The 26416-nt window shown below is 67.4% G+C and carries 24 protein-coding genes and 2 tRNA genes (1 of these 26 only partly in view); 17 read left to right on the forward strand and 9 right to left on the reverse strand.

Annotated features, from left to right (window positions below):
- On the forward strand, positions 1-1241 hold the 3' portion of the coding sequence (locus tag NL2_RS08805; RefSeq protein ID WP_218006102.1) for a GMC family oxidoreductase. 361 nt of this gene lie to the left of the window's left edge; the window shows 1241 of its 1602 coding nt (coding positions 362-1602); the start codon falls outside the window, past its left edge; it ends in the stop codon at positions 1239-1241.
- On the opposite strand, the gene NL2_RS08810 is transcribed toward NL2_RS08805, so the two are convergent.
- The gene (locus NL2_RS08810; protein ID WP_068073820.1) at positions 1195-1530 is read right to left on the reverse strand and encodes a hypothetical protein; all 336 of its coding nucleotides are present in this window, start codon (positions 1528-1530) and stop codon (positions 1195-1197) included. The two genes, NL2_RS08805 and NL2_RS08810, sit on opposite strands and share 47 nt — an antisense overlap.
- Before the next feature lie 163 nt (positions 1531-1693).
- Between NL2_RS08810 and NL2_RS08815 the strand changes: the two genes are divergently transcribed.
- Genes NL2_RS08815 through NL2_RS08825 form a run of 3 tightly spaced genes read left to right on the forward strand, consistent with a single transcriptional unit; the run spans position 1694 to position 5299 of the window.
- Entirely contained in the window at positions 1694-2455 is a 762-nt protein-coding gene (locus NL2_RS08815) for an ATP-binding cassette domain-containing protein (RefSeq protein ID WP_068074004.1), read from the forward strand.
- Complete coding sequence (locus NL2_RS08820) at positions 2452-3993, forward strand: ABC transporter permease/substrate-binding protein (RefSeq protein ID WP_068073821.1); 1542 nt, start codon at positions 2452-2454, stop codon at positions 3991-3993. The genes NL2_RS08815 and NL2_RS08820 overlap by 4 nt, the downstream gene beginning before the upstream one ends.
- A gap of 52 nt (positions 3994-4045) precedes the next feature.
- A complete protein-coding gene (locus NL2_RS08825; protein WP_245647626.1) occupies positions 4046-5299 on the forward strand; it encodes an MgtC/SapB family protein in 1254 nt (417 codons plus the stop codon).
- Positions 5300-5310: 11 nt separating this feature from the next.
- Here the strand turns inward: NL2_RS08825 and cls are convergent, their stop codons facing one another.
- Genes cls through NL2_RS08840 form a run of 3 tightly spaced genes read right to left on the reverse strand, consistent with a single transcriptional unit; the run spans position 5311 to position 9064 of the window.
- Entirely contained in the window at positions 5311-6717 is a 1407-nt protein-coding gene (gene cls, locus NL2_RS08830; RefSeq protein WP_157083105.1) for a cardiolipin synthase, read from the reverse strand.
- Between the two features lie 57 nt (positions 6718-6774).
- The gene (locus NL2_RS08835) at positions 6775-7401 is read right to left on the reverse strand and encodes a ParB-like protein (RefSeq protein WP_245647627.1); all 627 of its coding nucleotides are present in this window, start codon (positions 7399-7401) and stop codon (positions 6775-6777) included.
- Positions 7385-9064 carry a SulP family inorganic anion transporter gene (locus tag NL2_RS08840; RefSeq protein ID WP_245647628.1) on the reverse strand — a complete coding sequence of 560 codons (1680 nt, stop codon included), beginning with the start codon at positions 9062-9064 and terminating at the stop codon, positions 7385-7387. Before NL2_RS08840 ends, NL2_RS08835 begins: the two co-directional genes overlap by 17 nt.
- Positions 9065-9184: 120 nt before the next feature.
- Between NL2_RS08840 and NL2_RS08845 the strand changes: the two genes are divergently transcribed.
- From NL2_RS08845 to NL2_RS08900, 12 genes are all read left to right on the forward strand, one after another.
- The gene (locus NL2_RS08845) at positions 9185-10711 is read left to right on the forward strand and encodes a glycosyltransferase family 39 protein (protein ID WP_068073825.1); all 1527 of its coding nucleotides are present in this window, start codon (positions 9185-9187) and stop codon (positions 10709-10711) included.
- 188 nt (positions 10712-10899) lie between these two features.
- The gene (rfbF, locus tag NL2_RS08850) at positions 10900-11667 is read left to right on the forward strand and encodes a glucose-1-phosphate cytidylyltransferase (RefSeq protein ID WP_068074015.1); all 768 of its coding nucleotides are present in this window, start codon (positions 10900-10902) and stop codon (positions 11665-11667) included.
- Complete coding sequence (gene rfbG, locus NL2_RS08855; protein ID WP_157083106.1) at positions 11664-12719, forward strand: CDP-glucose 4,6-dehydratase; 1056 nt, start codon at positions 11664-11666, stop codon at positions 12717-12719. Before rfbF ends, rfbG begins: the two co-directional genes overlap by 4 nt.
- Before the next feature lie 20 nt (positions 12720-12739).
- Positions 12740-14107 (forward strand): lipopolysaccharide biosynthesis protein RfbH, encoded by a 1368-nt coding sequence (gene rfbH / locus NL2_RS08860; RefSeq protein ID WP_245647629.1) that lies wholly within the window; start codon positions 12740-12742, stop codon positions 14105-14107.
- A gap of 46 nt (positions 14108-14153) precedes the next feature.
- Positions 14154-15266: an N-acetylneuraminate synthase family protein gene (locus NL2_RS08865; protein ID WP_218006103.1), complete on the forward strand. Its 1113-nt coding sequence runs from the start codon at positions 14154-14156 to the stop codon at positions 15264-15266.
- Complete coding sequence (locus tag NL2_RS08870; protein WP_245647630.1) at positions 15232-17175, forward strand: thiamine pyrophosphate-binding protein; 1944 nt, start codon at positions 15232-15234, stop codon at positions 17173-17175. The genes NL2_RS08865 and NL2_RS08870 overlap by 35 nt, the downstream gene beginning before the upstream one ends.
- Positions 17172-17858, forward strand: coding sequence for an HAD family hydrolase (locus NL2_RS08875; protein ID WP_068073829.1), 687 nt, complete (start codon positions 17172-17174; stop codon positions 17856-17858). The genes NL2_RS08870 and NL2_RS08875 overlap by 4 nt, the downstream gene beginning before the upstream one ends.
- Positions 17859-17874: 16 nt before the next feature.
- Positions 17875-18846, forward strand: coding sequence for an NAD-dependent epimerase/dehydratase family protein (locus tag NL2_RS08880; RefSeq protein ID WP_169799495.1), 972 nt, complete (start codon positions 17875-17877; stop codon positions 18844-18846).
- Complete coding sequence (locus tag NL2_RS08885) at positions 18839-19786, forward strand: glycosyltransferase family 2 protein (RefSeq protein WP_068073832.1); 948 nt, start codon at positions 18839-18841, stop codon at positions 19784-19786. The genes NL2_RS08880 and NL2_RS08885 overlap by 8 nt, the downstream gene beginning before the upstream one ends.
- Before the next feature lie 6 nt (positions 19787-19792).
- Positions 19793-20251, forward strand: a complete 459-nt coding sequence (locus NL2_RS08890) for a GtrA family protein (RefSeq protein ID WP_084356003.1) — start codon at positions 19793-19795, stop codon at positions 20249-20251.
- Positions 20235-21299, forward strand: a complete 1065-nt coding sequence (locus NL2_RS08895; protein WP_169799496.1) for an FkbM family methyltransferase — start codon at positions 20235-20237, stop codon at positions 21297-21299. Before NL2_RS08890 ends, NL2_RS08895 begins: the two co-directional genes overlap by 17 nt.
- Before the next feature lie 155 nt (positions 21300-21454).
- Positions 21455-22351 (forward strand): class I SAM-dependent methyltransferase, encoded by an 897-nt coding sequence (locus NL2_RS08900; protein ID WP_084355992.1) that lies wholly within the window; start codon positions 21455-21457, stop codon positions 22349-22351.
- 65 nt (positions 22352-22416) lie between these two features.
- Here the strand turns inward: NL2_RS08900 and NL2_RS08905 are convergent.
- A tRNA-Pro gene (locus NL2_RS08905) sits at positions 22417-22493 on the reverse strand.
- A gap of 203 nt (positions 22494-22696) precedes the next feature.
- Between NL2_RS08905 and NL2_RS21120 the strand changes: the two genes are divergently transcribed.
- Entirely contained in the window at positions 22697-22873 is a 177-nt protein-coding gene (locus tag NL2_RS21120; RefSeq protein ID WP_157083107.1) for a hypothetical protein, read from the forward strand.
- 78 nt (positions 22874-22951) lie between these two features.
- Here NL2_RS21120 and NL2_RS21125 read toward each other — a convergent pair whose 3' ends face one another.
- The 4 genes from NL2_RS21125 to NL2_RS08920 all read right to left on the reverse strand — a co-directional run bounded on the left by NL2_RS21125 (position 22952) and on the right by NL2_RS08920 (position 26305).
- Positions 22952-23095, reverse strand: coding sequence for a hypothetical protein (locus tag NL2_RS21125; RefSeq protein WP_157083108.1), 144 nt, complete (start codon positions 23093-23095; stop codon positions 22952-22954).
- 147 nt (positions 23096-23242) lie between these two features.
- A tRNA-Ile gene (locus NL2_RS08910) sits at positions 23243-23319 on the reverse strand.
- Between the two features lie 105 nt (positions 23320-23424).
- On the reverse strand, positions 23425-24426 hold the full coding sequence (locus tag NL2_RS08915) for a polysaccharide deacetylase family protein (RefSeq protein WP_068073838.1): 1002 nt from the start codon (positions 24424-24426) through the stop codon (positions 23425-23427).
- A gap of 49 nt (positions 24427-24475) precedes the next feature.
- On the reverse strand, positions 24476-26305 hold the full coding sequence (locus tag NL2_RS08920) for a sensor histidine kinase (protein WP_157083109.1): 1830 nt from the start codon (positions 26303-26305) through the stop codon (positions 24476-24478).
- Between the last annotated feature and the right edge of the window lie 111 nt (positions 26306-26416).

Below are 26416 nucleotides of genomic sequence, written 5' to 3' on the forward strand. Positions count from 1 at the left end.
ACGATGTCCTGCCGTACTTTCGCCAGTCGGAAGACCACTTTGCGGGCGCGGATGAATTTCACGGCGCCGGTGGCGAGTGGCGGGTGGAGGAGCAGCGGCTGCGCTGGGACATCCTCGATGCGTTTCGCGATGCGGCGGTGGCTGCCGGGATCCCGCCGAGCGACGACTTCAACCGCGGCGACAACAGTGGCGTCGGCTACTTCAAGGTCAACCAGCGCGGCGGATGGCGCTGGCACGCGGGCAAGGCGTTCCTGCGGCCGGTACGCCAGCGTCCGAACTTGTGCATCATCACCGGGGCGACGGTGGAGGCGGTAACTCTCGACGGTCGCCGCGCCACCGGCGTGCGGTATCGCCACAATGGGCAGCAGCGTGCGGTGCTGGCGGGCGAGGTCGTGCTGTCCGCCGGTGCGGTGGCCAGCCCGGTGCTGCTCGAACGGTCGGGCATCGGCGATGCGGCGGTGCTGGGTGAGCACGGCATTGCGGTGGCCCATCACTTGCCCGGGGTCGGCGCCAACCTGCAGGACCACCTGCAATTGCGCTGTGTCTGGCAGGTCGAGAATGGTGGCACGCTCAACACGCGCTATCGCAGCCTGTTTAAGCGCATGGCGATGGGCCTGGAATATGTGGTGCGCCGCACCGGCCCGCTGTCGATGGCGCCGAGCCAGCTTGGCGCATTTGCGCGCTCACGGGCTGATCTGGCGACGCCCGACTTGCAGTATCACGTGCAGCCGTTGAGCCTCGATCACTTCGGCGAGCCCTTGCATCCGTTCGATGCCTTCACCGCCTCTGTCTGCCAGTTGCGTCCCGAGAGCCGGGGTTCGGTGCATTTGTCCTCGCCCGACCCGGCAGGTGCCCCGCTGATCCGCCCGAACTATCTGACGACCGAAGGTGACCGCCAAGCCGCCGCCGAGGCGATCCGGCTCACCCGCCGCATTGTCGCGCAGGCGCCGCTGGCGCGTTACCGTCCGGTGGAAATCAAGCCGGGCCCGGAATTCGCAACACAAGCCGATCTGGTTCGCGCGGCGGGTGCGATCGGGACGACCATCTTCCACCCGGTCGGCACCGCCGCGATGGGCAGCGGGCCGCAGGCGGTGGTCGATGCGCAACTGCGCGTCCACGGGATCGAGCGGCTGCGCGTGATCGATGCCTCGGTGATGCCGACGATCACGTCGGGCAACACCAATTCGCCCACGATCATGATTGCCGAAAAAGGCGCGGCGATGTTGCTGGGCGCGGGTTGAGCGACGCCGCCGACCGTGGATCGGGCAGCGTGAACCTCGGCCGTGCGACCGGTCGGAACAAGTCGCCGCCCGCCAGCAGCATGGCCAGCGCCAGATGCGCGACCGGCACGGCGACCGCCGCCATGGCGAACTCTACCGCCGTCAGCGGATGCGGCGCCGGCGATTGCAGCAGATAATACAGTTGGGCGATCACGCCGGCAGCCGCCAGCATCAACCCTGCACCCATGCCGCGCACGATGTGGTTCGCACCGATCCGGTTCGCCATGTTCGCTTGCTGGTTGTTCGACATGCGCGTTGCTCCTGTCGCCTCGTCAGGATCGATATGGTGCTGGCGGGCGTTACAGCGCGATGGGGAACAGCACCGACCGGCATAAGGAATGCGTAAAGGACTGCGTCGGTGGGTGTGAAAACGAGCCTGTGACGCAGGCGGCCTTGGCGCTATGATCGGTGCGATGGGTCCTTCGATCGAGCTGCGCGGGGTGACCCGCCGATTTGGCGATACGCTGGCGGTGGCGGGCGTGGACCTGGCCATCGCGGCGGGCAGCTTTGTCGGGCTGGTCGGCACATCGGGATCGGGCAAAAGCACGCTGTTGCGCACGATCAACCGCCTCGATGGTGCCGCCACGGGCGCGGGCACGGTGGCGATCGGCGGCGTGCCGGTCGACCGCCAGCCGCTTACTGCACTGCGGCGCGGGATCGGTTATGCCTTCCAGAACGTCGGCCTGCTGCCGCACTGGACGGTGGCTGAAAACATCGCGACTGCGTGGCGGATCGCTGGCCGGCCGACCGATTCGGTGCGGGTCACGGCGTTGCTCGAACGCGTCGGACTGGCACCTGATCTCGCGTCGCGGCGCCCGGCGGACTTGTCCGGCGGCCAGCGCCAGCGGGTGGGGCTGGCGCGGGCGCTGGCGGGCGAGCCGGCCATCCTGCTGCTCGATGAGCCGACCGGGGCGCTCGATCCGGTGACCCGCGCTGCATTGGGCGAGACGCTGCGTGCGCTGCACGATCGGCTGTCGCTGACCACGCTGATGGTCACGCATGACATCAGCGAGGCGCTGCTGCTGGCCGATCGCGTGGTGGTGATGGAAGTCGGGCGTGTCGTCGCCGATGCCACCCCGGCGCAATTGCTGGCGGGTGAGGGTGGCGATCGTGCGCAGGCGCTCGTCGCGGTCCCGCGCGAGCAGGCGCGACGGCTCGCGGGGATGGTACGATGACCGGCGCGCTGCTGGCCGCGCTGTCGCACATGGGTGCGCCAATCGCGGCACATCTGGTGCTGTCGGTGTCGGCGCTGGCGCTGGGCATCGCGGTCGCGGTCCCGCTGGTGCTGCTGTCGGCGCGCAGCCCCCGGTTCGCGCGCGTCGCGCTGGGCGTGGCGAGCCTGGTCCAGACCATTCCCGCGCTGGCGCTGCTGGCGCTGTTCTATCCGCTGCTGCTGTCGCTGTCCGCGCTGCTGGGCGGAGGCATCCCCGCGCTGGGCTTTCTGCCTGCGCTGCTCGCGCTGGCGCTTTACGCGGTGCTGCCGATCCTGCGCAACGGCGTGACCGGGCTGGCGCAACTCGATCCGGCGGTGCGCGATGCGGCCGATGCGATGGGGATGACGCTTGCGCAGAAGCTGCGCTGGGTCGAGGCACCGCTGGCCGCACCGTTCGTGATGGCGGGTATCCGCACCGCCGCCGTGTGGACGATCGGCGCGGCGACGCTGGCCACCACCGTCGGCGCGACCAGCCTGGGCGATCCGATCTTCGCCGGGCTGCAGACGCAGGACTGGGCGCTGGTGCTGGCGGGATGCCTTGCCGCCGCCGCGCTGGCGATGGCGGCGGACGCGCTGCTCGGCATGATCGAGCACGGCATCGCCAGCCGGCAGCCGAAGCTGGCGTGGACCGGGCTGGCGCTGGCCGGTGCCGGGCTGGCCCTCGCGCTGGTGCCGTTTGGACCCGCCGCCAAGCGCCCAGTGATCACCGTGGGCGCCAAGAATTTTTCCGAACAATACATCCTCGCCCGCCTGATCGGCGCGCGGCTCGAACGCGCCGGATACGCGGTGCGCTATCGCGAAGGGCTGGGCTCGGCGGTGGTGTTCAAGGCGCTCGAGCGCGGCGATATCGACGTTTATGTCGATTACGCGGGTACGCTGTGGACCGCCGAGATGCAGCGCAAGGACACGCCGCCGCGCGCCGCGATGATCGCCGGGATCGGGCAGTGGCTGAACCGGCCCGGCGGCGCGCGGCTGATCGGCGCGCTCGGGTTCGAGAACGCTTATGTCTTTGCGATGCAAGGCGACAAGGCGCGCGCGGCGCACATCGCCACGCTGGACGATCTGGCGGCGGCGTCGCCACGACTGGCGCTGGGCACCGACCTGGAGTTTCTCGACCGGCCCGAATGGGCGGCGGTGGCGCGCGCCTATCCTTTCGCGTTTCGCGAACAGCATCGCTACAGCCCCACGTTCATGTACCGTGCGCTGGAAAGCGGCGCAGCCGATGCGATCACCGCGTTTTCCTCCGACGGCCGGATCGCAGCGGACCATCTCGTCGTGCTCGCTGATCCCAAAGGCGCGGTGCCGAGCTACGATGCGCTGCTGCTCGCCTCGTCGCGCTGTTCCGGCGATCCGCGATGCCGGGGCGCGATCGCGCCACTGGCGGGCCGGATCGACGTCGAGACGATGCGCGAGGCGAACTACCGGGTAGACCGCGATGCCGACAAGCAATCGCCCGACGCGGCGGCGGCATGGCTGGCGCAACACTTGCGCGGGGAGTAGTCGCCGGTCGTCCGCATGATGCGGCCGGAGGGGTTTGCAGTTGGTGAGCGGCGTGGTTCCAGCATCCCTGACCGGACTGATCGCCGCGCTGCTCGGCGGCCTGATCGTGGGGCTGGAACGCGGCTGGCGCCAGCGCGACGCGCGCGACGGCACCCGGGTCAGCGGTGTGCGCAGTTTCGGCCTGCTCGGCCTGGCAGGCGGCATTGCCGGCCTGCTGCCCAATGTCGTGGCCGCGGCGCTGGTGCTGGGCGTGGCCGCTCTGCTGGCCGTAGGCTACCGCCTGTCGGCGCGCAGCGATGCCCTTTCGGCGACGACCGCGATTGCCGGCATCCTGACCGTCGCCATCGGGCTGGTCGCGGTGCGCCAGTCGGCCACGGTGGCGCTCGGCGCGGCGGGGGCATGCTTCATCCTGCTCAGCGCGCGCCGGTCGCTGCACGGATTGCTCAAGGGCCTGACCGAGACCGAGATCGAGGCGGTGGCGCGGTTCCTGCTGGTGGCACTGGTGGTGTTGCCGTTGCTGCCCGACGCCCAGTTCGGCCCTTACGACGCATGGAATCCGCGCAAGATCTGGATGGTGGTGGTGCTGGTCGCGGCGCTGTCGTTTGCCGGATACGTCGCCGCGCGGCGGATGGGGAGCGAGCGGGGAACGCTGGTGGTCGCGCTCGCCGGTGCGATCGTGTCATCGACGGCAGTGACGGCGGACCTGGCGCGCCGCCTGCGGTCGGAATCCGAAACGCGCGGGGCGCTCAGCGCCGGGATCGCGCTGGCCTCGATCGTGATGTTCGTGCGCGTGCAGGTGCTGGCGGCGCTGCTGGTGCCGCGGGCGCTGCCCTCGCTGATGCTGGCGATGGCACCGGCGACGCTGGTTGCCGGCGGGCTGGCGCTGCTGGGCTGGTGGCGGCAGCGCGATGATCGGGCGGCACCCACGCGCATTGGCAACCCCTTCGATTTCGGCCCGGCGCTGCTGCTGGCGCTGTCTGTGGCGGTGCTCTCGCTGGTGGCGCGGTGGGCGCTGGCGCGCTTCGGTGACGGCGGCATCGCGGTCGTGCTGGGGCTGACCGGGATGATGGACGTCGATGCCGCGGTGATCACGCTGTCGGGCATGCCGCAAACCAGCCTTGGCGGCGTGCAGGCGGGGCTGGTGCTCAGCGTGCCGGTTCTGGCCAACACCGCGATCAAGGCCGGGATGACCATGGTGATCGCGCCGGGACGCGCCGGACTGGCCGCCGCCATCCCCCTGCTGGCCGCGCTGGCCGCCTCACTCGCCGGTCTCGCGCTGTGGTACTGGGGGATCGTCGCGATCTAGGGGACCAGACGCTACAGCAGCGGGCTCATGATCCGGGCCAGGCTTTCGGGCAGGCGGCGCAGAGGATGGCGCGCGCGCCAGGTGGCGAGGTCGAGCCGGTCGCTGGCGGCGAGATAGCCTGCCTGAATGTGCAGCAGCCGGGCGATCGACGCATCGTCGTACAGCAGCAGGCTGGCTTCCTCGTTGAGCTGGAACGAGCGCACGTCGACGTTGCTCGAACCCACCACGCCGAGCGTGCGATCGATGCTGGCGCTTTTGGCGTGGAGCAGGAAGTCGCGGTACTGGTGGATGCGGATGCCCGCTGCGAGCAATTGCTCGAAGTACGAACACTGGGCGAGATGGACGATCCGCTGGTCGACCACCGCCGAGACCACCAGATCGATCGTCACCTCGCGCGCGGCGGCGCTGCACATCGCGCCGATCACACTCTCGTCGGGGACGAAATAGGGCGTCACCAGCACCACGCGTTCGCACGCGCGGTGGATCTGCCACACCAGCATGGTCTCGAACCCCTCCAGCCGGTAGTCCGCGCCGCTGGGCAGCAGCTGGACGCAGGCATCGCCCGCCGGGTCCGGGATCGCCACCGGCGATGGTGCGGGCGGCTCCTCGCCCTCGATCGCCCAGTCGCCTGCGACCACGGCAGCCATCGCGGCCACGGCGGGACCGGTCACCCGCGCCACGAGTTCGTGGTTGACGATCTTCGGCTTGAAATCCTTGCGCACGATGTTCTGCGATCCGGCATAACCGATGGTGCCGTCGATCACGAACAGCTTGCGGTGATTGCGCATGTCGGCGCGGCTGCGGCGCCACAGCAGTCGCACGGGCAACGCCTCGCGCACTTCGACACCGCTCTGGCGCAGCATACGCCAGGTGCCGCGCCGCCATGTATGCGAGCCAACGGGATCGAACATCACCCGGCAACGCACGCCGCGCCGCACCGCCCCGGCCAGCGCCGTGGCAATCCGGTGGCCGACGGCATCGTTGGCGAAAATGTAGACCAGCAGATCGACGTGGCTTTGTGCGGCCTCGATATCCGCCACGAGCCGATCGAACACGCCGTCATAGTCGTCGATCAGTTCAACCGTGTTGCCGCCCGCGCTCGGCATGCGGCCAAGGTCGCGGGCGAACCGTCCGGCCTCGCCCGCATCGCAGCCTGCCGCGCGGTCGAGGCGGTCCGCGACGTCGAGATAGAACGGCCGCAGCGCCTGCGAGCGGCGATCCCGGGCGGCGGGGAAGCGCGGTCGGCCGATGAACAGGAACAGCAGCAGGCCCGGTCCGGGCAGGAAGAAGATCAGCAGCAGCCAGCTGGTCGTGGCGGCGGGCGAGCGCCGGAACGGCACGATGCCCAGAGCGCCCAGCCGGATGATCCATTCGGCGACATACCAGACGAGACGCAAGTCGGGATGGGACGGCAACATGCTGCCTTGTAACGCGAAAATGCCCCGATGCGAGCCGCCTGACAGCCGCCGCGCCGATCAGTCGGCGTCGGCGCCGCTCCAGCCGGGCAAGTGCCGGGCACTCGGGCTGCGCGCCAGCGTCACGGCATCCGCGACGGTTGCCGGTTCGAGCATGGCGGCCCGCTTGTGCGAAACGCGGTGGCGGAAGAAATCGGCCCACAGGAACTCGCTGTAGGGCGTCAGGTTCTTGGCATAGCCGCCGGCCCGCCGCACTTCGCCCGCCAGCGAGCGATAGGGATCGTCGCCCAGCCCGGTCAGCTTGCGCGGCAGCGCGCCATACTCGCGCCGTTCGCCGCTGGCATCGAACGTGTGCAGCCAGTTGCAGTTGTCCATGAACGTCAGAAACTGCGGCTTCTTGAGGTGATCGAGCCGCGCCACCACGCTGATCAGCACGTGTTCGACCCCTTCGTGGTGCAGCGCGAGCGCGAGATGGTGATGGTCGATCAGCCAGGGCCGCTTCCGGGGACCGATGACGACGGGGATCATGTGCTCGCCCAGGAACAGGCCGCCGTCGGTCTTGGCATGCGCGGTCCACTGGCTGCGCTTGCGGGCGACTTCGGCCATGCCGACGGTCATCTGCGTGGGTCGCAGGTCCATCAGCCGGGCAGGGTGGAGTTGCGGCTCGACGTTAGGTCGCATGGTCATTGGTCTTCTCCCGATCGAAGGCATCTACGGCATCGGCCACGCTGAAGCCGGCGCCGGCAAACAGGCGGTCGAGGCCAGCGCGCGCCAGTATCGCGCGAACGTTGTCGTGCGCCCGGGCAAGGTGCAGCGTCTGGCCGTTGGCGTGCAGGCTGGTGTCGAGTTCGGCCAGCGCATCGACCGCGCTGCTGTCGAGATCGTCGCTTTGCTCGAGGCTGAGCACGATCGCGATCCCAGCGGGCAGGGCAGCGGCGGCCTTGGTCACCGCGCCCACGCATACGTCGGCATTGGCGAAGAACAGCGGCGCGCCGGGACGGAACACGGCTACCCCGGCGATCCGGCGGGCATCGGTGTGCGTCGCCAGGCTGACGAAATCGTGGCTTTGGCCAACCCGGCCGAGCTCGTCGATCCGTACGCCGGCCAGCCTGCGCAGCAGCGCCGCCAGCGACAGCGCGATGGCCAGCAGCATACCGTTGAGCACGCCCAGCAGCATCACCGCGACCGCCGCGCCGAGCGCCACCCAGCCGTCGCGGCCCAGTTCGAACAGCCGGCGCAGCGGGCGCGGCGCCAGCGAATGGGACAGCGCCGCGATCACGATCGCCGCCAGCAGCGGTTCGGGGATGCGCGCGACCAGCCCGCTCGCCGTCAGCACGAGCACCAGCAGCGCGATCGCGGCGACGCACGCGGTCAGGCGGGTGGTGGCACCGGCGGCCTCGCTGGCCGATCCGGCGGAAAATCCCGCGCCCACCGGCATGCCCTGGATAAGTGCCGAGGCCATGTTGGCCAGCCCGATCGCGCCCAGTTCGCGGTTGGCATCGACCGTATCGCCGTTGCGCAAGGCGAGCGAGCGGATCGTGCCCCAGCTTTCGGCAAACAGGATCAGCGCGAGCGGCAGCGCCAGCTGCGCCAGCCGCGACCACACCGCAAAGCTGAACGTTGGCCATTGCGGCAGCTCGATCGCGATGGCCACCGGCCCGACCAGCCGCACGCCCAGCTGCGGCAGGTCGGTTGCGAACGACAGCGCGATGCCGGCCAGCAGCACGATCGGCGCGGCGGGCAGCTTGGTGAACTGCCGCAGCATCAGCAGCAGCGCCAGCGCCGTCGCGCCGATGGCGACGCTGGCCGGATTGGCCGCGCCGATATGGGAGAGGATCGCGCCGGCCAGCGCGGGCAGCCCGCCGGCGTGGACATCCAGCCCCAGCAACGTCGGCAACTGGCGCACGATGATGGTGATCGCCAGCCCGAAGGCGAAGCCGCGCAGCACGGGCCGGGCGATGAACCCGGACAGACTGCCAAGCTTCATCGCGGCAGCGAGCAGGAACAGGACCGCGACCAGCGCCACGACCATCGTGGCCATCAGCCCCTTGTCGGCGGCGGTGCCGGGCAGCGCGGCCAGCGTCGCCGCCAGGATCGCCGCCGAGGACGACGTCGGCGCGACGATCGCGAACCGGCTGCGTCCAACGGCGGCATAAGCCAGCCCGCCGGCAATCGCGGCGAGGATCGCGCGCTCCGGCGCCAGCCCGGCGATCGCCGCATAAGCGACCGCCTCGGGCAGCATCAGCCCCGCGACCGAAATGCCCGCGACGGTATCGGCAATGCGCTGGGGACGGCCCGTGATCTTCGCTCCTTCGGCACCCCGTTTGCCGACAAGATGAAACGATCGCAATCGATGATCGTCGGGACAGCGGCCGCGGTCACGTCACGGCGCGCGCCGGTTGAGCCGGGCGGTCAAAATGTTAACCATACCGAATGTAACGACGCGGGCTGACACGGACATGGGAACCGCATGATGACTTCAGTCGCGCTGGATCGACCGGCATCGCCATCGCTGTTTGCCGGCGAGATTCCCCGCACTGCGCTGATCGCCGGATTCGTGCTGTTCCTCGTCAATATCCTGACCGCCGGCTTGCAGACGCCGCTGTGGCTGGACGAAAACTTCAGCGCAACGATCGCGGCGCAGCCCGATGTCCGGCATCTGGTCGACTGGTGCCTCAACGAACTCAGTGGGCCGTTGTACTATTCGGTGTTGTGGGCGTGGGAAAAGGTCGCCGGCGACGGCAACCTCGCGCTCAGGATTCCCAGCCTGCTGTTCTCGATCGCCGCGCCCGCAGTGCTGCTATGGAAGGGCCACGAGGACCGCACGACGCGGATCCTGTGGGCGTTCACCATCGCGCTGTGGGGCCCCGGGTTCGGCATTGCCACCGAAGCGCGCCCGTACACCCTGATGCTGTTGCTGGGCTGCGTGCAGGCGATCTGCTTTCTCAGCCTGCTGCGCGCACCGACCACGCGGCGCGCCGCGATCTGGGCAGGCGTATCGTCGCTCGCCGTGCTCACGCACTATCACGCCATCGTGATCTCGGGCGTGCAGGGCATCGCCTTTCTGCTGGTGTGGCGACAGACCGCGCTGCGGACGTGGCCGGCGTTGCTGGTGCTGGTCCCGATGGCGGCGTGGATGAGCGTGCACCTGCAGGTCGTGCTCCACTACGCCAATTCGGGGCAGACCTGGTATCAGGTCCTGCACTGGGAGCAGGCGCTGATCGTGCCGGTGTTCTTCTGCGGCTCGCTGGCGACCGCCGTGGCGCTCGCGATCCTGACGCCCGCCGCCATCCATGCCCGGTTCGCGCGGGCAAAGGCAGCGCGTGCGGGGCTGTTCCCGCTGTCGCCCGAAGTGGTGCTGATCGTGACCGGGCTGATCGCGACGCTGATCGTCGTCGGCATGGGGTTCGTGCGGCCCAGCTTCTCGATCCGCTACCTGCTGGCGTTTGTGGGCGCGGTGTCGCTGGCGATCCCGCTTGTGCTGCGCGAGGTGAAGCCGACGCTGCCGTTTGCGTCGATGCTGATCGTCATCCTGCTGATCGGCGCTGCGGTGCCACCGCTGATGAAGCATGTGACGGCGCCGCATGACGATCATCGCTACGATTTCAATTTCGAACAGCCTTCGGACTGGATCATGGCGCATCACGACGCGCGCAAGGTCGTGCTGCTGTGGGACAATCCGACCGCGCTGCTCGGCACGCCCGAGAAGATGGCCGACGTCGGCGGATTTTTCTTCCGCCGCGCCGGCCGCCCGGTCGAGGTGCTGATCCCGCACTACGCGCTGAACGCCGATCCTTATCCTGCGGTGCTCGCGCTCACGGGCGCACGCGCTGATACAGCGGTGATCTGGGCGTTCGACAAGAACGTGCCCAACACCAGCGCGTTGCTCCACGCACCGGGCGTGCTGCAGGATACGGCCCGCTGGACCTGCCGCGATTTCGGGGCGCACGACATCACCGTGCTGGCCTGCGTGCCGCGTGCGGACACCCATTCCTGAGCCCGCGCAACAGCGCCAAATCCGGCCGTTGCCGTACCTGTCGCATACCCCCCTTAGATTGCTGTTAACCTTAACGCTCCGTTAGGAAATAGCTGGGATAAACGCCTCGGACAGTCCGGAACGGTCCGCGATGCGCAGGCATGGCACGATCCCCGGATGCGCGAACGACGTCGCCGGGGGTGAAGTTGATGCAAGCAGTTATTCTTGCGGGTGGACTGGGTACGCGGCTGGGTGAGGAAACATCCATCCGCCCCAAGCCGATGGTCGAAATCGGCGGAATGCCGATCATCTGGCACATCATGAAGATCTATTCGAGCGCGGGGGTCAACGACTTCGTGATCTGCCTTGGTTACAAGGGCTACATGATCAAGGAGTACTTCGCGAACTACTTCCTGCACAACACCGACGTCACGATCGACCTGCAGCGGAACAGCGTCGAGATCCACCAGAACTGGAGCGAACCGTGGCGGATCACGCTGGTCGATACCGGCGCCGATACGCAGACGGGGGGACGGTTGAAGGCGGTCGCGAACCACCTCAAGCCAGGGACGCCGTTCTGCTTCACTTATGGTGATGGCGTGGCCGATATCGACGTGTCCAGCCTCATCGCGTTCCACCACGCGCAGGGCAAGCGCGCCACGATCACCGCGGTGTCTCCGCCCGGCCGGTTCGGCGCGATGGAGTTCGACGGCGATCTGGTGCGCAATTTCCGGGAAAAGCCGGCCGGTGACGGCGGGCTGATCAATGGCGGCTTCTTCGTGGCCGACCCGTCGGTGCTCGATCTGATCGACGGACCCGACACCATCTGGGAGCGCAGCCCGCTCGAACGTCTGGCTGCGGGCGGCGATCTGGCCGCCTATCGCCACGACGGGTTCTGGCAGCCGATGGATACGCTGCGCGACAAGCTTTATCTTGAATCGCTGTGGCAGCAGGGCGCGCCCTGGAAATCCTGGTGACGACCGATTTCTGGCAAGGCCGGCGCGTGCTGGTCACGGGCCACACCGGCTTCAAGGGCGGGTGGCTCAGCCTGTGGCTGCACCGGATGGGCGCACACGTCACCGGCCTGGCGCTGCCCGCGCCGACCGAGCCGAGCTTCTTCGCACAGACACGCCTTGCCGATCTGGTGGAACACCACGTGGGCGACGTGCGCGACATGCAGGTGGTCATGGATGCCATCGCCGCCGCGCGGCCCGAGATCGTGTTCCATCTCGCCGCTCAGCCGCTGGTCCGCTATTCGTACGACAACCCGGTCGAGACATACGCCACCAACGTGATGGGCACGGTGCACGTGCTCGAGGCCTGCCGCGCGGTCGACAGCGTGCGCGCGGTCGTCTGCGTGACGTCGGACAAATGCTACGAGAATCGCGAATGGATCTGGCCCTATCGGGAAAGCGATCCGATGGGCGGGCACGATCCCTACAGCAGCAGCAAGGGCGCGGCGGAAATCGCCATCGCATCGTGGCGCCATTCCTACCCCGATGGGCCGGCGATCGCATCGGTGCGGGCGGGCAATGTCATCGGCGGGGGCGACTGGGCGCAAGATCGGCTCGTGCCCGACATCGTCCGCGCGCTCATCGCCGATGTACCGGTAAGCGTCCGCAATCCGGCGTCGATCCGCCCGTGGCAGCATGTGCTGGAAGCCCTGTCGGGCTACCTCATGGTGGGCGAACGATTGCTCGAGGGGCGGCGGGATGCCGCGACCGCGTGGAACTTCGGCCCGTCCGAGGAAGACGCGCAGCCGGTGGGCTGGATCGTCGACCAGATGCTTGCCAGCTGGGGTTCTGCGACCGGCTGGGACCGGCCCAACGTGGCCGGCCCGCACGAGGCGGTGCTGTTGCGGCTCGATTCGAGCAAGGCGCGCAGCGAACTCGGCTGGAAGCCGAAGCTGCGTTTAAACGAAGCGTTAACCATAATCGTCGATTGGCATAAGGGCGTCGCGCAAAGCGGCGATGCCCGGGACATCAGCCTGCGGCAGATCGACCAGTTCGCCGGCCACGGCGCAGCCTGAAGTAGCGAGGATCCATGAGTGTGACCGAGATTTCGAACATTTCGCCATTGCAGGCCCTGGCCGGAGATACGGACGAAGGCGAACTGCGCCACCTGATCCTCGATCTGGTCGGCGAATATGCCCGCCGCCATCACGCCACCCCCGCGTTCTTGCCGGGGACCAGCCCGGTGCCCGTGTCGGGCAAGGTCTATGGCGCTTCGGACATGCAGTCGCTGGTCGATTCCGCGCTGGATTTCTGGCTGACCACGGGGCGCTTCAACGCCTCGTTCGAGGAACGGCTGGCCGCGCGCATCGGCATCCGCCACGTGCTGACGACCAATTCGGGATCATCCGCCAACCTGCTGGCGCTGTCGTCACTGTGCTCGCACTATCTGCGCGACGAGGCGCTCAAGCCCGGTGACGAGGTCATCACGGTGGCGACCGGCTTTCCGACCACGGTCAACCCCGTGCTGCAGTACGGCCTAGTCCCGGTGTTCGTCGATGTCGACATCCCGACCTACAATATCAAGCCCGACGCGATCGAGGCGGCGGTGTCCAGCCGGACGCGCGCGATCATGATCGCGCACGCGCTCGGCAATCCGTTCGATCTGGCCGAAGTGATGCGCGTCGCCAAGAAGTACAACCTGTGGGTCATCGAGGATTGCTGCGACGCGCTCGGCGCGACGTATGACGGGCGCCACGTCGGCACGTTCGGCGATATCGGCACGCTCAGCTTCTATCCGGCGCATCACATCACGATGGGCGAGGGCGGGGCGGTGTTCACCGAAAAGCCGCGGCTCAAGCGCGTGATTGAATCGATGCGCGACTGGGGTCGCGACTGCTGGTGCGCGCCGGGCATGGACAACACTTGCGGCAAGCGGTTCTGCCGCCAGCTTGGCGACCTGCCGATGGGCTATGACCATAAATACACTTACGGCCATGCCGGCTACAACCTGAAGATCACCGACATGCAGGCCGCCGTCGGCGTGGCCCAGCTCGATCGGCTGGACGGTTTCATCGCCGACCGCCGGCGCAATTTCGATATCCTGACGCAGCTGCTCAAGCCGTTCGAGGATGTGTTCATCCTGCCCGAGGCGACGCCCAACAGCGAGCCGTCGTGGTTCGGCTTCCCGATCACCATCCGCAAGGGTGCGCCGTTCACGCGCGAACAGCTGGTGCCGCACCTGGAAGCCCACAAGATCGGCACGCGGCTGTTGTTCGCGGGCAACCTGATCCGCCAGCCGTACATGCGCGGCCGCGACTACCGCGTGGTCGGTTCGCTGGAGAATTCGGACATCGTGACCGAGCGCACGTTCTGGATCGGGCTCTATCCCGGTCTGGGCGAGGATCATCTCGGTTATGTCGCCGGGGTCGTAAAGGATTTTTTAAGGAACTGCGTTAATAACTGAGCCTTAGCCGATGGGCAGTGGGGACCGCTCGAACAGGGGATATGTGGTGACCGAATCGATTTTCAATAACTTGTTCGTTCTCGAACTTGCCAACAACCACTGGGGTAATACCGAGCGGGGCCTTAAGATCATCCGCGACTTTGCGCGCGTGGTGAAGTTCAACAACGTGCGCGCTGCGATCAAGCTGCAGTTCCGCGACGTCGACAGCTTCATCCACCCCGATTTCCGCGACCGAGCGGATATCCGCTACATCAAGAAGACCCAGGACACCCACATGTCGTGGGACAACCTGCGCCTGATGGTCGAAACGGTGCGCGATTTCGGCATGGTCACGATGGTCACGCCGTTCGACGAAGTCTCGGTCGACAAGTGCGTCGAATTCGGCGTCGAGATCCTCAAGATCGCCAGTTCCGACATCCGCGACAAGACCCTGCTGCGCAAGATCGCATCGACCGGGCTGCCGGTGATCGCCTCGTCGGGCGGCGCGGACCTTGAACATGTCGACCAGCTCGTGACCTTCTTCACCTCGCGCAACATCCCCTTCTCGCTCAACCACTGCGTCTCGCTCTATCCGTCCGAGGACGGCGATCTCGAGCTCGACCAGATCGATTTCCTCAAGGCGCGCTATCCCGACATCACGATCGGCTTTTCGACCCACGAACACCGCGACTGGTGGGATTCGACGCTGATCGCCTACGGCAAGGGCGCCCGCACGTTCGAACGTCATATCGACATCGATTACGAAGGCGTTCCGGTCAGTTCGTACTGCACCAAGCCGCACCAGGCCGATACCTGGTTCCGCGCGATGAAGAAGGCACAGGAAATGTGCGGCAGCGGTTCGGCCCAGCGCCGCGTCGTGCCCGAGGGCGAACGCACCTACCTCGATGCGCTGGTGCGCGGTGTTTACGCCAGGCGCGACCTCGCCAAGGGCGAAGTGCTGACCGCCGATGACGTCTATTTCGCGGTGCCGTTGCTCAAGGGCCAGCTGTCCACGCGGGAATTCGCCGGCGGCGAATACCTCACCGGTCCGATCAAGGCGCATGCGCCGCTCGACATCTACACCGTCGATGGTCCGGGCCTCAAGAACCCGTCGCTGCTGCGGCTGATCAAGGATCGCGGGCACGATGCCACGCCCCCTCGCGCCGCGATGGTCTCCTGAGATGAACTTCGTGACCCAGACCGCCGAATTCGGCCTGACCAAAGAGCGGGCCAGCCCGGCGGTGAGCCGGATGCGGCTGGCGGACTTTGTCGCGCAGCGCATTGCCGAACACGGCGTGCGGCACGTGTTCATGCTGACCGGCGGCGGGGCGATGCATCTCAACGATGCGCTCGGTCGCACCGATGGCCTGCGCTATGTCTGCTTCCACCACGAGCAGGCAGCCGCGATGGCGGCGGAAAGCTATGCGCGCCTGTCGGGGCGAATGGCCGCGCTCAATGTCACCACGGGGCCCGGCGGCATCAACGCGCTCAACGGCGTCCATGGCGCGTTTACCGATTCCATCCCGATGCTGGTGCTGTCCGGACAGGTCAAGCGCGAGACGCTGCGCCACAATGCGCCGGTCGTCGTGCGGCAACTGGGGGACCAGGAAGCCGACATCACCGACATGGCGCGGTCGATCACCAAGTTCGCGGTCACCGTCACCAACCCGCACGACATCCGCTACTTGCTCGAAAAGGCGCTGTATCTGGCCGAAACCGGCCGGCCCGGCCCGGTGTGGCTCGACATTCCGATCGACGTCCAGTCCGCGCTGATCGACCCGTCGCAGATGCGCGGGTTCGATCCGATGGCCGAAGGCTATGGCCACGCGCACGCGATTCCGGGCGAATACGGCTGGCTGCGCGGCGATGACCTGCACCGCGTGGCGCAGGACGTGATCCGCGCCGTGCGGCAGTCCAAACGGCCCGTCCTGCTGCCCGGCACCGGCATCCGCATCGCCGGGGTTTATGATCAGTTCCTCGAACTGGCCGACAGGCTGGGCATCGCGGTCGCCCCGGCGTGGAATGCGCAGGATCTCGTGCCCGACGATCACCCGCTGTACGTGGGCCGGCCGGGAACCGTGGGCGATCGCTCGGGCAACTTCGCGGTGCAAAGCAGCGACCTGCTGCTGGTGCTGGGATGCCGCCTCAACATTCGCCAGATCAGCTACAACTATGCCGGCTTCGCGCCCGACGCGCAGAAGATCATGGTCGATGTCGATGCGGCCGAACTGTTCAAGCCGACGCTGTCGATCGACCTGCCGGTCCATGCCGACTTGCGCACGTTCGTGCCCGCGCTGATCGAGGCGCTGGACGGTTACGAGACGCCCGCCGCGCATCGCACGTATGTCGACTGGGCGATGGAGCGCCGGCAGCGCTACCCCACGGTCCTGCCGGAATACTGGCAGACGCAAGGCGTGGTGAACCCCTACTGCTTCACCGAAAAGCTGTTCGAGGCGCTGAAGGCGGACGAAGTGATCGTGATGGCCGATGCCACCGCGGCGGTCGTCACCGTGCAGGCGGCGAAGCTCAAGACCGGCCAGCGCCTGTATTCCAACTCGGGCGCGGCATCGATGGGTTATGACCTGCCCGCCACGATCGGCGCCTGGCACGCGATGCCCGCAGGCGCGGAGCGGATCATCTGCCTGGCCGGCGACGGCAGCATCATGCAGAACCTGCAGGAACTGCAGACGATCATCGGGCAGGGCATCCCGGCCAAGATCTTCCTCTACAACAATTCGGGCTATCACTCGATCCGCCAGACCCAGCAGGCCTATTTCGACGGCCACTCGGTGGGTTGCGGGCCGGATTCGGGCGTGACCTTTCCCGATTTCGGCAAAGTCGCGGCGGCGTTCGGGTTTGCCTATACGCGCACATCCGAACACGCCGACATGGTCCGGGCGATCGCCGATACGCTGTCCGCCCCCGGCGCGGCCATTTGCGAAATCTTCATCGACAAGGAGCAGAACTTCGCGCCGAAGGTGTCATCGCGACGCCTGGAGGATGGCAGCATGGTGACAGCGCCCCTGCACGATCTCGCGCCGTTTCTGCCACGCGACGAACTCGCCGAAGCGATGCGGGTGCCGGCATGACCGCCCCGGTCGCCAACATCGTCTTCGACCTCGATGGCACGCTGATCGACAGCGCCCCGGTGTTCGTCGAAGTGCTCAACGCGATGCTCGCCGATCGCGGCAGCGCCCGCCGCGTGACCCAGTCGGACATCCGCCCGTTCGCCAGTCTGGGCGGGCCCGCGCTCGTCAGCGGCGTGCTGGCGCAGGAATGCGGCGATCTGCGGCAGGAAGTCGACGATTTTCGCGCGCGCTACCGGCTGTATCCGACGCCGATCGAATCGCTTTACGACGGCGTGGCCGATGGCGTGAAGGCGCTGTCCGCGCACGGCTTCCGGTTGGCGATCTGTTCGAACAAGCCGCAGCAGCTGTGCGAAAAGGTGATCGCCGATGTCGGCCTGACCGAACATTTTCCGGTCATCGTCGGCAGTTCGCCCGATCGCATGGCCAAGCCCGCGCCCGATCTCATGGAACTGGTGATGGCGCAGCTCGGCACCACGGTGCACGATTGCCTTTACGTCGGCGACAGCGAGATCGACCAGGCGCTGGCCAAGGCGACCGGCGTGCGCTTCGCTTTCGTGACCTACGGCTATGCCACCGAACAGTTCACCGTGGGCCAGCAGGACGAGTTCAGCCGGTTTTCCGATCTGGTCCGGTGGGTCACGACGGAACGCGCGGCGATCCTGCCGGCGCGCGGCGCAGCATAGCGCGGCCGACGGCACCATGGCGCTCTCCGCTCACATCGCCGCCGCGTTGCGGCAGGGCCCACAGCGGATCGTCGTGACCGGCGCCAGCGGCTGGCTCGGCCGCGCCACGGTCGACCTGTTGCACGATGCGCTGGGCGATGCGTTTGCGCAGCGGGTGGTGTGTTTCGGATCGCGGCAGGCCGATGTGCGCCTGTCCGCCACGCGGGTCATCGCGCAACGGCCGCTGAGCGAGCTTGGCACGTTGCCGCGCCAGCCGACGCTGCTGCTGCATTTCGCGTTCCTGACCAAAGACCGTGCCGAGGCGATGCCCGAGGCGGACTATTGCGCCGCCAACCGCGCCATCCGGCAGACGGTGCTCGATGCGCTGAACCCGATCGGCGTGGAGGCGGTCTTCGTCGCCTCGTCGGGCGCCGCGCGCCACGCGGACGACGCAGCGGCTGCGCCCGCCATGCGGCTGTACGGCATGCTCAAGCGCGAGGACGAGGACGCTTTCGCCGACTGGGCGCAAACGCATGGCACCAGCGCGGCCATCGCCCGGATCTTCAACATCTCCGGCCCGCACATCAACAAGCTCAACAGCTATGCGCTGTCGTCGTTCGTGCTCGATGCGCTGGCGGGCAAGCCCGTGGTCGTCCGCGCGCGCCACGATGTGCGGCGCGGCTATGTCGCCATCCGCGAGCTGATGTCGCTGGCGTTCGCGCTGCTGCTCGAACGGCACAGCGGGGTCACGCGCTTCGACAGCGGTGGCCAGGACATCGAACTCGGCGCGCTGGCCGCGATGATCGCAGCGTCGACGGATGGCGTGATCGACCGCCCATCTGTCCGCGACGGGCTGGCCGACATCTACCTCGGTGACGACCGCTCCTACCGCCTGCTGCTCGACCGCCACTGCATCGAAACCGTGCCGCTTTCCGACCAGATCGGCGAGACGGCTGCCTTCCTGAAAAGCGGGTCTGCCTGCGATATGTCACAGGATATGTATGCTTAAGATCACCGACACCCCCGAAATCTCGGTCGTCATTCCCTGCCTCAACGAGGAAGAGAATGCCGAGGCGATCGCCACTGCCGTGATCGTCAATCTGGAAACGGTCACCGATGACTTCGAGATCATCTTCATCGACAACGGCTCGTCGGATCGCACCGCCGAGATCGTGCGCGGCCTGTGCCGGCGCGATGCGCGCATCCGGCTGATCGTCAACACGCGCAACTTCGGCCAGTATCGCTCGCCCGCGCATGCGCTGTACCAGGCGCGCGGCAAGGGCATCATCGGCATCGCCGCCGACTTTCAGGATCCGCCGGAACTGATCCCGGAGCTGGTCCGCCGCTGGCGCAACGGCGTCGACATCGTGCTGGGCGTGAGCGAGACCAAGGGCACGTCGCTGCTGTATGCCAGCCTGCGCAAGCTGTCGTACGACATGCAGCGCAAGTTCGGCGACTATCCGATCATCCCCAACGCCACCGGCTTCGGAATCTATGACAACAAGGCAATCCGCGCCATTGCCGACCTCAACGAGCCCGAGCCGTTCGTGCGCGGGATGCTGGTGGAAACCGGCTATGCGATCGAGACGATCCCGTTCAAGCGGCCGGAACGCGCGGCGGGAAAGTCCAAGAACGGCATCTTCACGCTGCTCGACTTCGCGCTGACGGGGCTGGCCTATTCGTCGAAAGGCCTGTTGCGCGCGCCGCTGTATTTCAGCTTCATCGCGATGGCGGCGGTGGTCGTCACCGTGCTCGGGGCCGCCTGGTCGATCTTCTTCGGCCAGAACGCCAGGATGTGGATGTTCGCCTCGCTGCTGGAACTCCAGTTCGGCCTGCTGTTCCTGTTCCTGGGCATCCTGGGCGTGCAGGTGCGGCTGATTTCGGACCGGACGCGCGGAACCCCGCTGGTGATCGAGCGCGAACGCGTCAACTTCGCCCCGGAGGATTGACGGCCCGTGCCGTTGTCCAGCGTACCCGTCGCGCAGCTGTGGCGCTTCCTCAAGATCGGGGCGGTCAACACGCTGTTCGGTTACGCGCTGTATGCCGTGCTGGTTGCGATCGGGCTGCAGATGTTCGTGGCCCAGATCGTCGGCACGATCATCGCCGTCGCGTTCAACTACTTCACTTACAGCCGCCTGGTGTTCGCCGGCGCACCCACGTCACGCCTGCGGTTCGGGCTGTCCTATGCGCTGAACTACCTCGTCAGCTTGGCCGCCCTCGCGCTGTCGGCGCTGATGTTGCGATCGCCCTATCTGGCCGGGCTGCTGGCCACGGTGGTCGCCGCCGCCATCAACTTCATCGTCCTGCGGCGATACGTGTTCGTATCCCGCCCCGATGCCCCGATCGTCGCCGCAATGCCGTTGCTGCGCCCGGTGTCAGCCAGTGAGAAAATGGATCATGCTTCCTGTGGTTAACCAGCCCGCCTCCGAAGGCCTTGTCGTCTATGGTCTGGGCAGCGTGGGGCAGGGCATCGTCGATGACCTGCTCGCCGGGGGGACAGCCGTCGACCTGATCCTCGATCGCGGCAAGCGCGGGCAAAGCTATCGCGACATCCCCGTGCTGTCGCTCGACGATGCGGCGGATGGGCGGCTGGCGGACAGGACCGTGCTGATCGGCCTCCACAACCACTACGTCGATATCAAGCAGATCCACGGCGAACTGGTCGAAGCGGGCGCCGCGCGCGTGCTGACGCCGGTCAACCTGCCCGATCTGGCCCCCGACGCGCTGACGCGCCCGGGGTACTGGCTCGACAAGGATTTCGACTACGCCGCGCACAAACCCGATTTCGCCCGTGTGCGTGCCTTGCTGGCGGATGAGGTGAGCCGCGCGCTGTTCGACGCCATCGTGGCCTATCGCCAGAGCGGCGACGTCGCCGATTGCCCGGCGCCCAGCCTAGAGGACGAGTACACCCCCGCCGACCTGCCGCGCCTGGCCGAACCCTTACGCATCGTCGATTGCGGCGCGTTTACCGGCGTGGCGATCCACAAGTTCCTGAAGGCTGGCTACGCCATCGACAGCTTCGTCGCCTTCGAGCCCGACGCCGGCAATTTCGCGACGCTGGCCTCGCGCGATTTCAACATCGGGCGGCGGCTCTGCCTGCCGCTCGGCACGTGGTCATCCACCTGCCAGCTGCACTTTTCCAGCGACGGCTCGATGGCCAGCCGCCTGAGCGATGCCGGCGATACGGTGATCCAGTGCGTCGCGGTCGACGATGTGCTGCATGGCGAGCAGGTCAACGTCGTCAAGCTGGATGTCGAGGGCGCGGAGATCGAAACGCTCAAAGGCATGCGCAAGATCATCGCGGAGCAGAAGCCCGCGCTGCTGGTTTCTGCCTACCACCTTCCCGAACATCTCTACGAGATCGTCGACCTGATCGAATCGTGGAATCTGGGCTATCGCTTCCATTTGCGGACGCACGAGTTCAACACGTTCGGGACGGTCGTTTACGCGTTCCAGCCATAGTGGCCAGCTACAGCGGCCAGCCCCAGTGGCCAGCCCCAGTGGCATGATCGCGATCCTGCCGATCGCGGCACAGCCGATCCGCGACGTTCTATCGTCAATATTCCGTAAAGACGACGGTGGTAGGGACGTCGGGACCATGCGAATTGGGGAAGCAGATGACCATCACCGCCGATGAAACCAGCGCACCGGTTGCGCGCGAGCGGCTGGCCAGTTCCTGCGTGTGTTGCGGGTCCGCCGATCTGGCGTCCTCGCCCGCGATCCTGATGCCGTTCGTTGCCGATCGCGCGTTCGGCTGGGCCCCGGTCGAGATCGATGACAGCTGGGGGCTGCAGACCATCCGCAACGGCATGGCCTATACGATCTGCAAGACGCTGCGCTGCCGCCAGTGTTCGCATCTGTTCTGCGACATCCGGTTTTCCGACGCGGAAATGAACGCGCTTTACGCCGGCTATCGCGAGGAAGCCTACGTTGCCTTGCGCGACCATTACGAACCGGGATACCGCGCGCGCAACACCGGGCTGGTCGAAATCGTCACCTACAAGCCCGGGATCGAGGCGTTCCTCGATCCGTACTTGCGCGATCCGCTGACCATCCTCGACTGGGGCGGCGACACCGGATCGAACACGCCGTACGAACGGCGCCGGGTCAGCCTCGACATCTTCGACATCAGTGGCAAGGACGTGGTGCCGGGCGCGCGCGTCGTGACGCTGGAGCAGGCGACATCGGCGAAATATCGGCTGGTCATCTGCGGGCAACTGCTCGAGCATACGCCTTATCCCTCCGAGGTGCTGGCGCAGGTCCGCAAGGCGATGGACGCGGACTCCGTCCTCTACATCGAAGTCCCGTTCGAAACGGTCATGCGCCAGGACACCCCCGATCGCGAGACGATCAAGCGCCACTGGCACGAGCACGTGAATTTCTATTCGCAATCGTCGCTGACCGCGCTGCTGCGCACGTTCGGCTTCGACATCCTCGACCAGAACGTGCTGGCCATCAATGTGGCCGGCAGCGACGTACAGATCCTGCAGGCGGCGTGCCGGCTGGCCCGATAGCCCAGCGGCCCGTCCGTTCGCAGGTAGCGGCCGGTGCATACGGTTCGACAACATAAGCGGAAAAATGGTCGGGGAGACAGGATTCGAACCTGCGACATCCTGCTCCCAAAGCAGGCGCGCTACCGGACTGCGCCACTCCCCGTACCGCGCCGGGCCTTAGGTTTGCACGCCGCCGGGCGCAAGCCCTATCCGCGCCCGCGTAACCGGTCGCTCAACTCGTCGTGCCGCAATCGGTTGTGGCGAACGCCGGGTCTTGAGAATGGAATCCGCCATTGTAGAAGCGCCGGAACAAATCGCCCAGTGAGGCGATTGCATCAAAAAATACGGGTACGAGAATCACGTCGCATGGAACATCTGAATTATTCGCATCTGCGGGACGCAATCCGTGGCAGCTGCATCGCGCGACTGGCGCTGATCAAGGCTGAACTGGAAGACATCGGGCATATCGAGGCGGCGACGCTGGTCGATGCGGCGATGCTTGTATTGGGCGTGGTCGGCAGCGAGAACCTGGCACCGCTGTGAAGATCGGCGCGAATTAGGGCTCCACCCGTCTGCCGCGACTACACGTTGCCGCAACGACCCGTCGATCGGACGACATTGTCATGGGTCGGAACGCTTGCGCCGCCGCCGTTCTGAGCGCCGGCGCTTGGCACGCCTGCGCTTGCGTTCGCCCAGTCCGATCACCAGCACGATGGCGACCACCGCGGCAGCGAGCAATGCGTAAGCGATCATACTGCGCGACATAAGGTCAGGTTTCTGTCTTGATCATGGCCCTGGCGGATTGCGACCCAGGATCAGGAAATGGCGGCCGACGCGTGATGCGCGGATCGGCAGGGTGCTGGGCGGCGCTGGAGCATGTGGCGTGATACCGCCTTCGCGGTGGTGGAGCAATGGTGGGCCCGGCAGGACTTGAACCCGCGACCTAGCCGTTATGAGCGGCCAGCTCTAACCAACTGAGCTACAGGCCCATTGCGCCGCGCGGCGTACTCCATGGCAGTGGGTGATGGCAAGCGGGCAGGGCAGGCGGCTCGGCACGCGGGCTGGGCAAGCGAGCGGGGGGCAACCGCGCAGGCTTAAACCTCCACCGCGCCGATGATCTCGCGCACCGTGGTCGGCTTGACGCTGCGCTGCTCCAGGTAATCGAACACCGCGCGCCACCAGCCATAGAACCGGTCGAGGTCGTCCTCGTCGCGCACATACGGCGTGTGGCCGGGGCGCAGCGACGGGCTGTGGAACGAGAACACCAGGATCGGCAGCCCGTCGTCGATCGCGATGTCGATACCCTTGATCGCCTCGTCCTCGCTCACGCCCTCGGGGGTGAGCGGGATGCGTTCGAGCAGGCCCAGCCGGGCCAGCGCGCCGCGCAGGCTCGGCATCCGCCATAGCGCGGGGTACAGCAGTTCGCCCTGGCGGCGCAGCAGCCCCCAGAACACCGACGTCAGCGGCAGTTCCATCAGTCCGCCGCGCTGGTCGATCCAGTAGGGTTCGAGCGGGTGGCTGCGAAAATTGGGTCCGCCGCCGCTGGAATAGTCGAACCGCGCGCGGACCGAGGTGTCGATCGCGATCGCGCTGTCGCTGAGCAGCTGGGCGGTGGCGGGCCCCACGCCATAGCGCCCGGCGCGATAGATCATCGGCGGCGCGCCGAAGTTCTGCTCGATCGCGTCGCGCAGCTTGCGGAACTTGGCGCGTTCGAGGTCGGCCGGCAGGTTGCCGGCAAAGCTGTTGTGGACGTTGATGTCTTCGTCGTGTGGCGGGTTGACCCACGGGTGCAGCTGCACGCCGACTTCGGCCCGGCCTGCCGCGACTGCATCGGCCAGCACTTCGGCGGCGGCGGGATCGGTCGCGACCGGATAGTCGATCAGGTAGATCGGGCAGACCCCGCGCCCTTCGCAGAACTGCTGGAACTTGGCGAGCCGGGGCACATGGCCCAGGCCGTGGCCCGACCGGTCGAACGGCTTGGTCCAGTCGAATTCTTCCTCGGTGTCGACCGTCAGGATGAACCGCTGGCCGAAACCGGGCCGGAAGCGGACCACATCATCGGGGCCGGGAAGATCAAGGATGCTGGTCCTGCGCAACGCCGATTTACTCCGCAGGACGTGTGGCACTGGAGGAAGCCGTACCACGTCAGCGGTAAACAAGCCCTTGATCTTGGCTATGGTGCGCCGCACGCGCGGTCAAGCCCGGGAGAATGATAATCAGTCGCGAATCTGCGCGAAACAGGCGTCCGCCCGCCGCTTTGGCCTCGGCGGCGGCCAGGCGCAGGGCAAATCCGTTGCCGAGGATCGCCGAAGCCTGCACCGCCAAGCCGCGCCGGGCATCGGGCGCGAACAGCGCCGCATCGTCGAGCGCGGCGAGCGCGGCGGGCAGCGACAGCACGATCTGCGCGCCGGAGCCTTCAGCTGTGGCGTTCGGGGTGCCTTCGGGGGCAGCTTCCGGCCCGATCGCAAAGCGCAGCCGCTCGCCCGGCGCGACGGTGGAGGCGAACACCGCCAGCACGCGCCACAGCAGGCGCTCGGCCTCATCCTCGGCCAGCGCGACCATCACCGGTCCGGCGGCGGGTTCGAACGTCAGCCGCACCTCGCGCGCCGCCAGCGCGGGCTGCATCTGCGCGATCAGCCGGGCCAGCAGCGCGCCCGCGTCGGTCTCGCCCGCATCGGGCTGCACCTGCCCGGCTTCCAGCTTGACCAGCCGCTCCAGCTCCTCGAACCCGGCGAGCATCTGCGCGGCATCGGACGCGATGCTGGCGGCAAGGCTGCGGTACTGGTGCGGGGTCGGCCCGAAGATCTGCTGCTGGATCAGCTCGGCAAAGCCCTGGATCGCGTTGATCGGCGTGCGCAGTTCGTGGAGCAGCTGGCGCAGGCGGTCGCCCTCGGGCTCGGCCGGCATTGCGCTGGCGGGCACGGGGAGGTCGGCCGGTGCTGCCGGTGTCGGGCGGCGCAGCACGCCGTGGTAGCCGATGAAGCGTCCGCCCGCCTTGGCAAAACGCGGCACCGCGTCGATCCGCCAGGCCCCGGAAATCGCTGGCGCACCTTCCAGTTCGATCCGTCCGGCGGCGATCGGCTGGCGCTTGATCGCGGCGCGCGCGGTGGCGTCGTCGCACTGTGCGGGCGCGCCGGCCTGCCGGTCGAACGGGCGGTGGCCCACCAGCATCGCCGCCGCCGCGCCTTCGGCCGAGATGATCGTGCCCGTCGCATCGCTGCGGAACTGGAGGCGGTTGGCCGGTGGCGGCGGGGCCAGCGCCTCGTCGGCCAGCGGCAGCCGCGGATCGCCGGGATCGCCGGAAGCCAACGGGCCGGGCGGGGCCGCATTCTCGCGCTGGCGGCGGAACGCATCGATCCGGCGCACGATCGCGCCGATGCCGTTGCGACCGTCATCGGGATCGGCGGCGCGCAAGGGCACGGGCGGGGTGGCCTCCGCCGCCGGATTGGCCGTCGCATCGGGCACGGCCACCGGCTTGCGCACCGGGAACGGCAGCGGTGCGGGCGCGGCGCCCTCAACCACATTGGGTTCGAACCCGGCGGGCAGCGGCAGCGCGCGATCGCCGATGCCGAACCGTTCGAGCATCCGTTCCACGTCCGGCCCCAGCTCGCGGCGGTGGCGCAAGTAGCCGCGCGCGGCCAGCGGCAGGCGCGGGATCAGGTCGAGCCACTGCGCCTCGGTCAGCCGCGCGCCGCCGATCGCGCCGGCGGCGATGCGCGGCGACTGGTGTGCGAAGTGATCGACCAGCGCGGGCGAGCGGACTTGCGCCGACCGGACCAGCGCCGCGCGATCATCGTCGGGCAGCACTGCGGCCAGGGAATCGAGCCGGCCGATCGCGGCGAAGTGTTCGGTCGACCAGTCATGCTCGGGCACGCGACCGAGGATGTCGATGATCTGGCGGAACTGGGTGCGCGCCGCCGCCGGTCCGGCTGCGGCGGTCCGCAACACGGTGTCGAGGCGGTCGTCGAAGATCATGCGCGCTCCCGCCGTGCCACCACGCACCCACACGGCGCATTGTCTGGCAAGCAACGCGCGTCCTAGCAAATCCGCGCGGTTCTGACAGGGGCGAGATCGGTGCGTTGCAAT

The sequence above is a fragment of the Novosphingobium lentum NBRC 107847 genome (assembly GCF_001590965.1).
In the GTDB taxonomy this organism is placed as follows: domain Bacteria; phylum Pseudomonadota; class Alphaproteobacteria; order Sphingomonadales; family Sphingomonadaceae; genus Novosphingobium; species Novosphingobium lentum.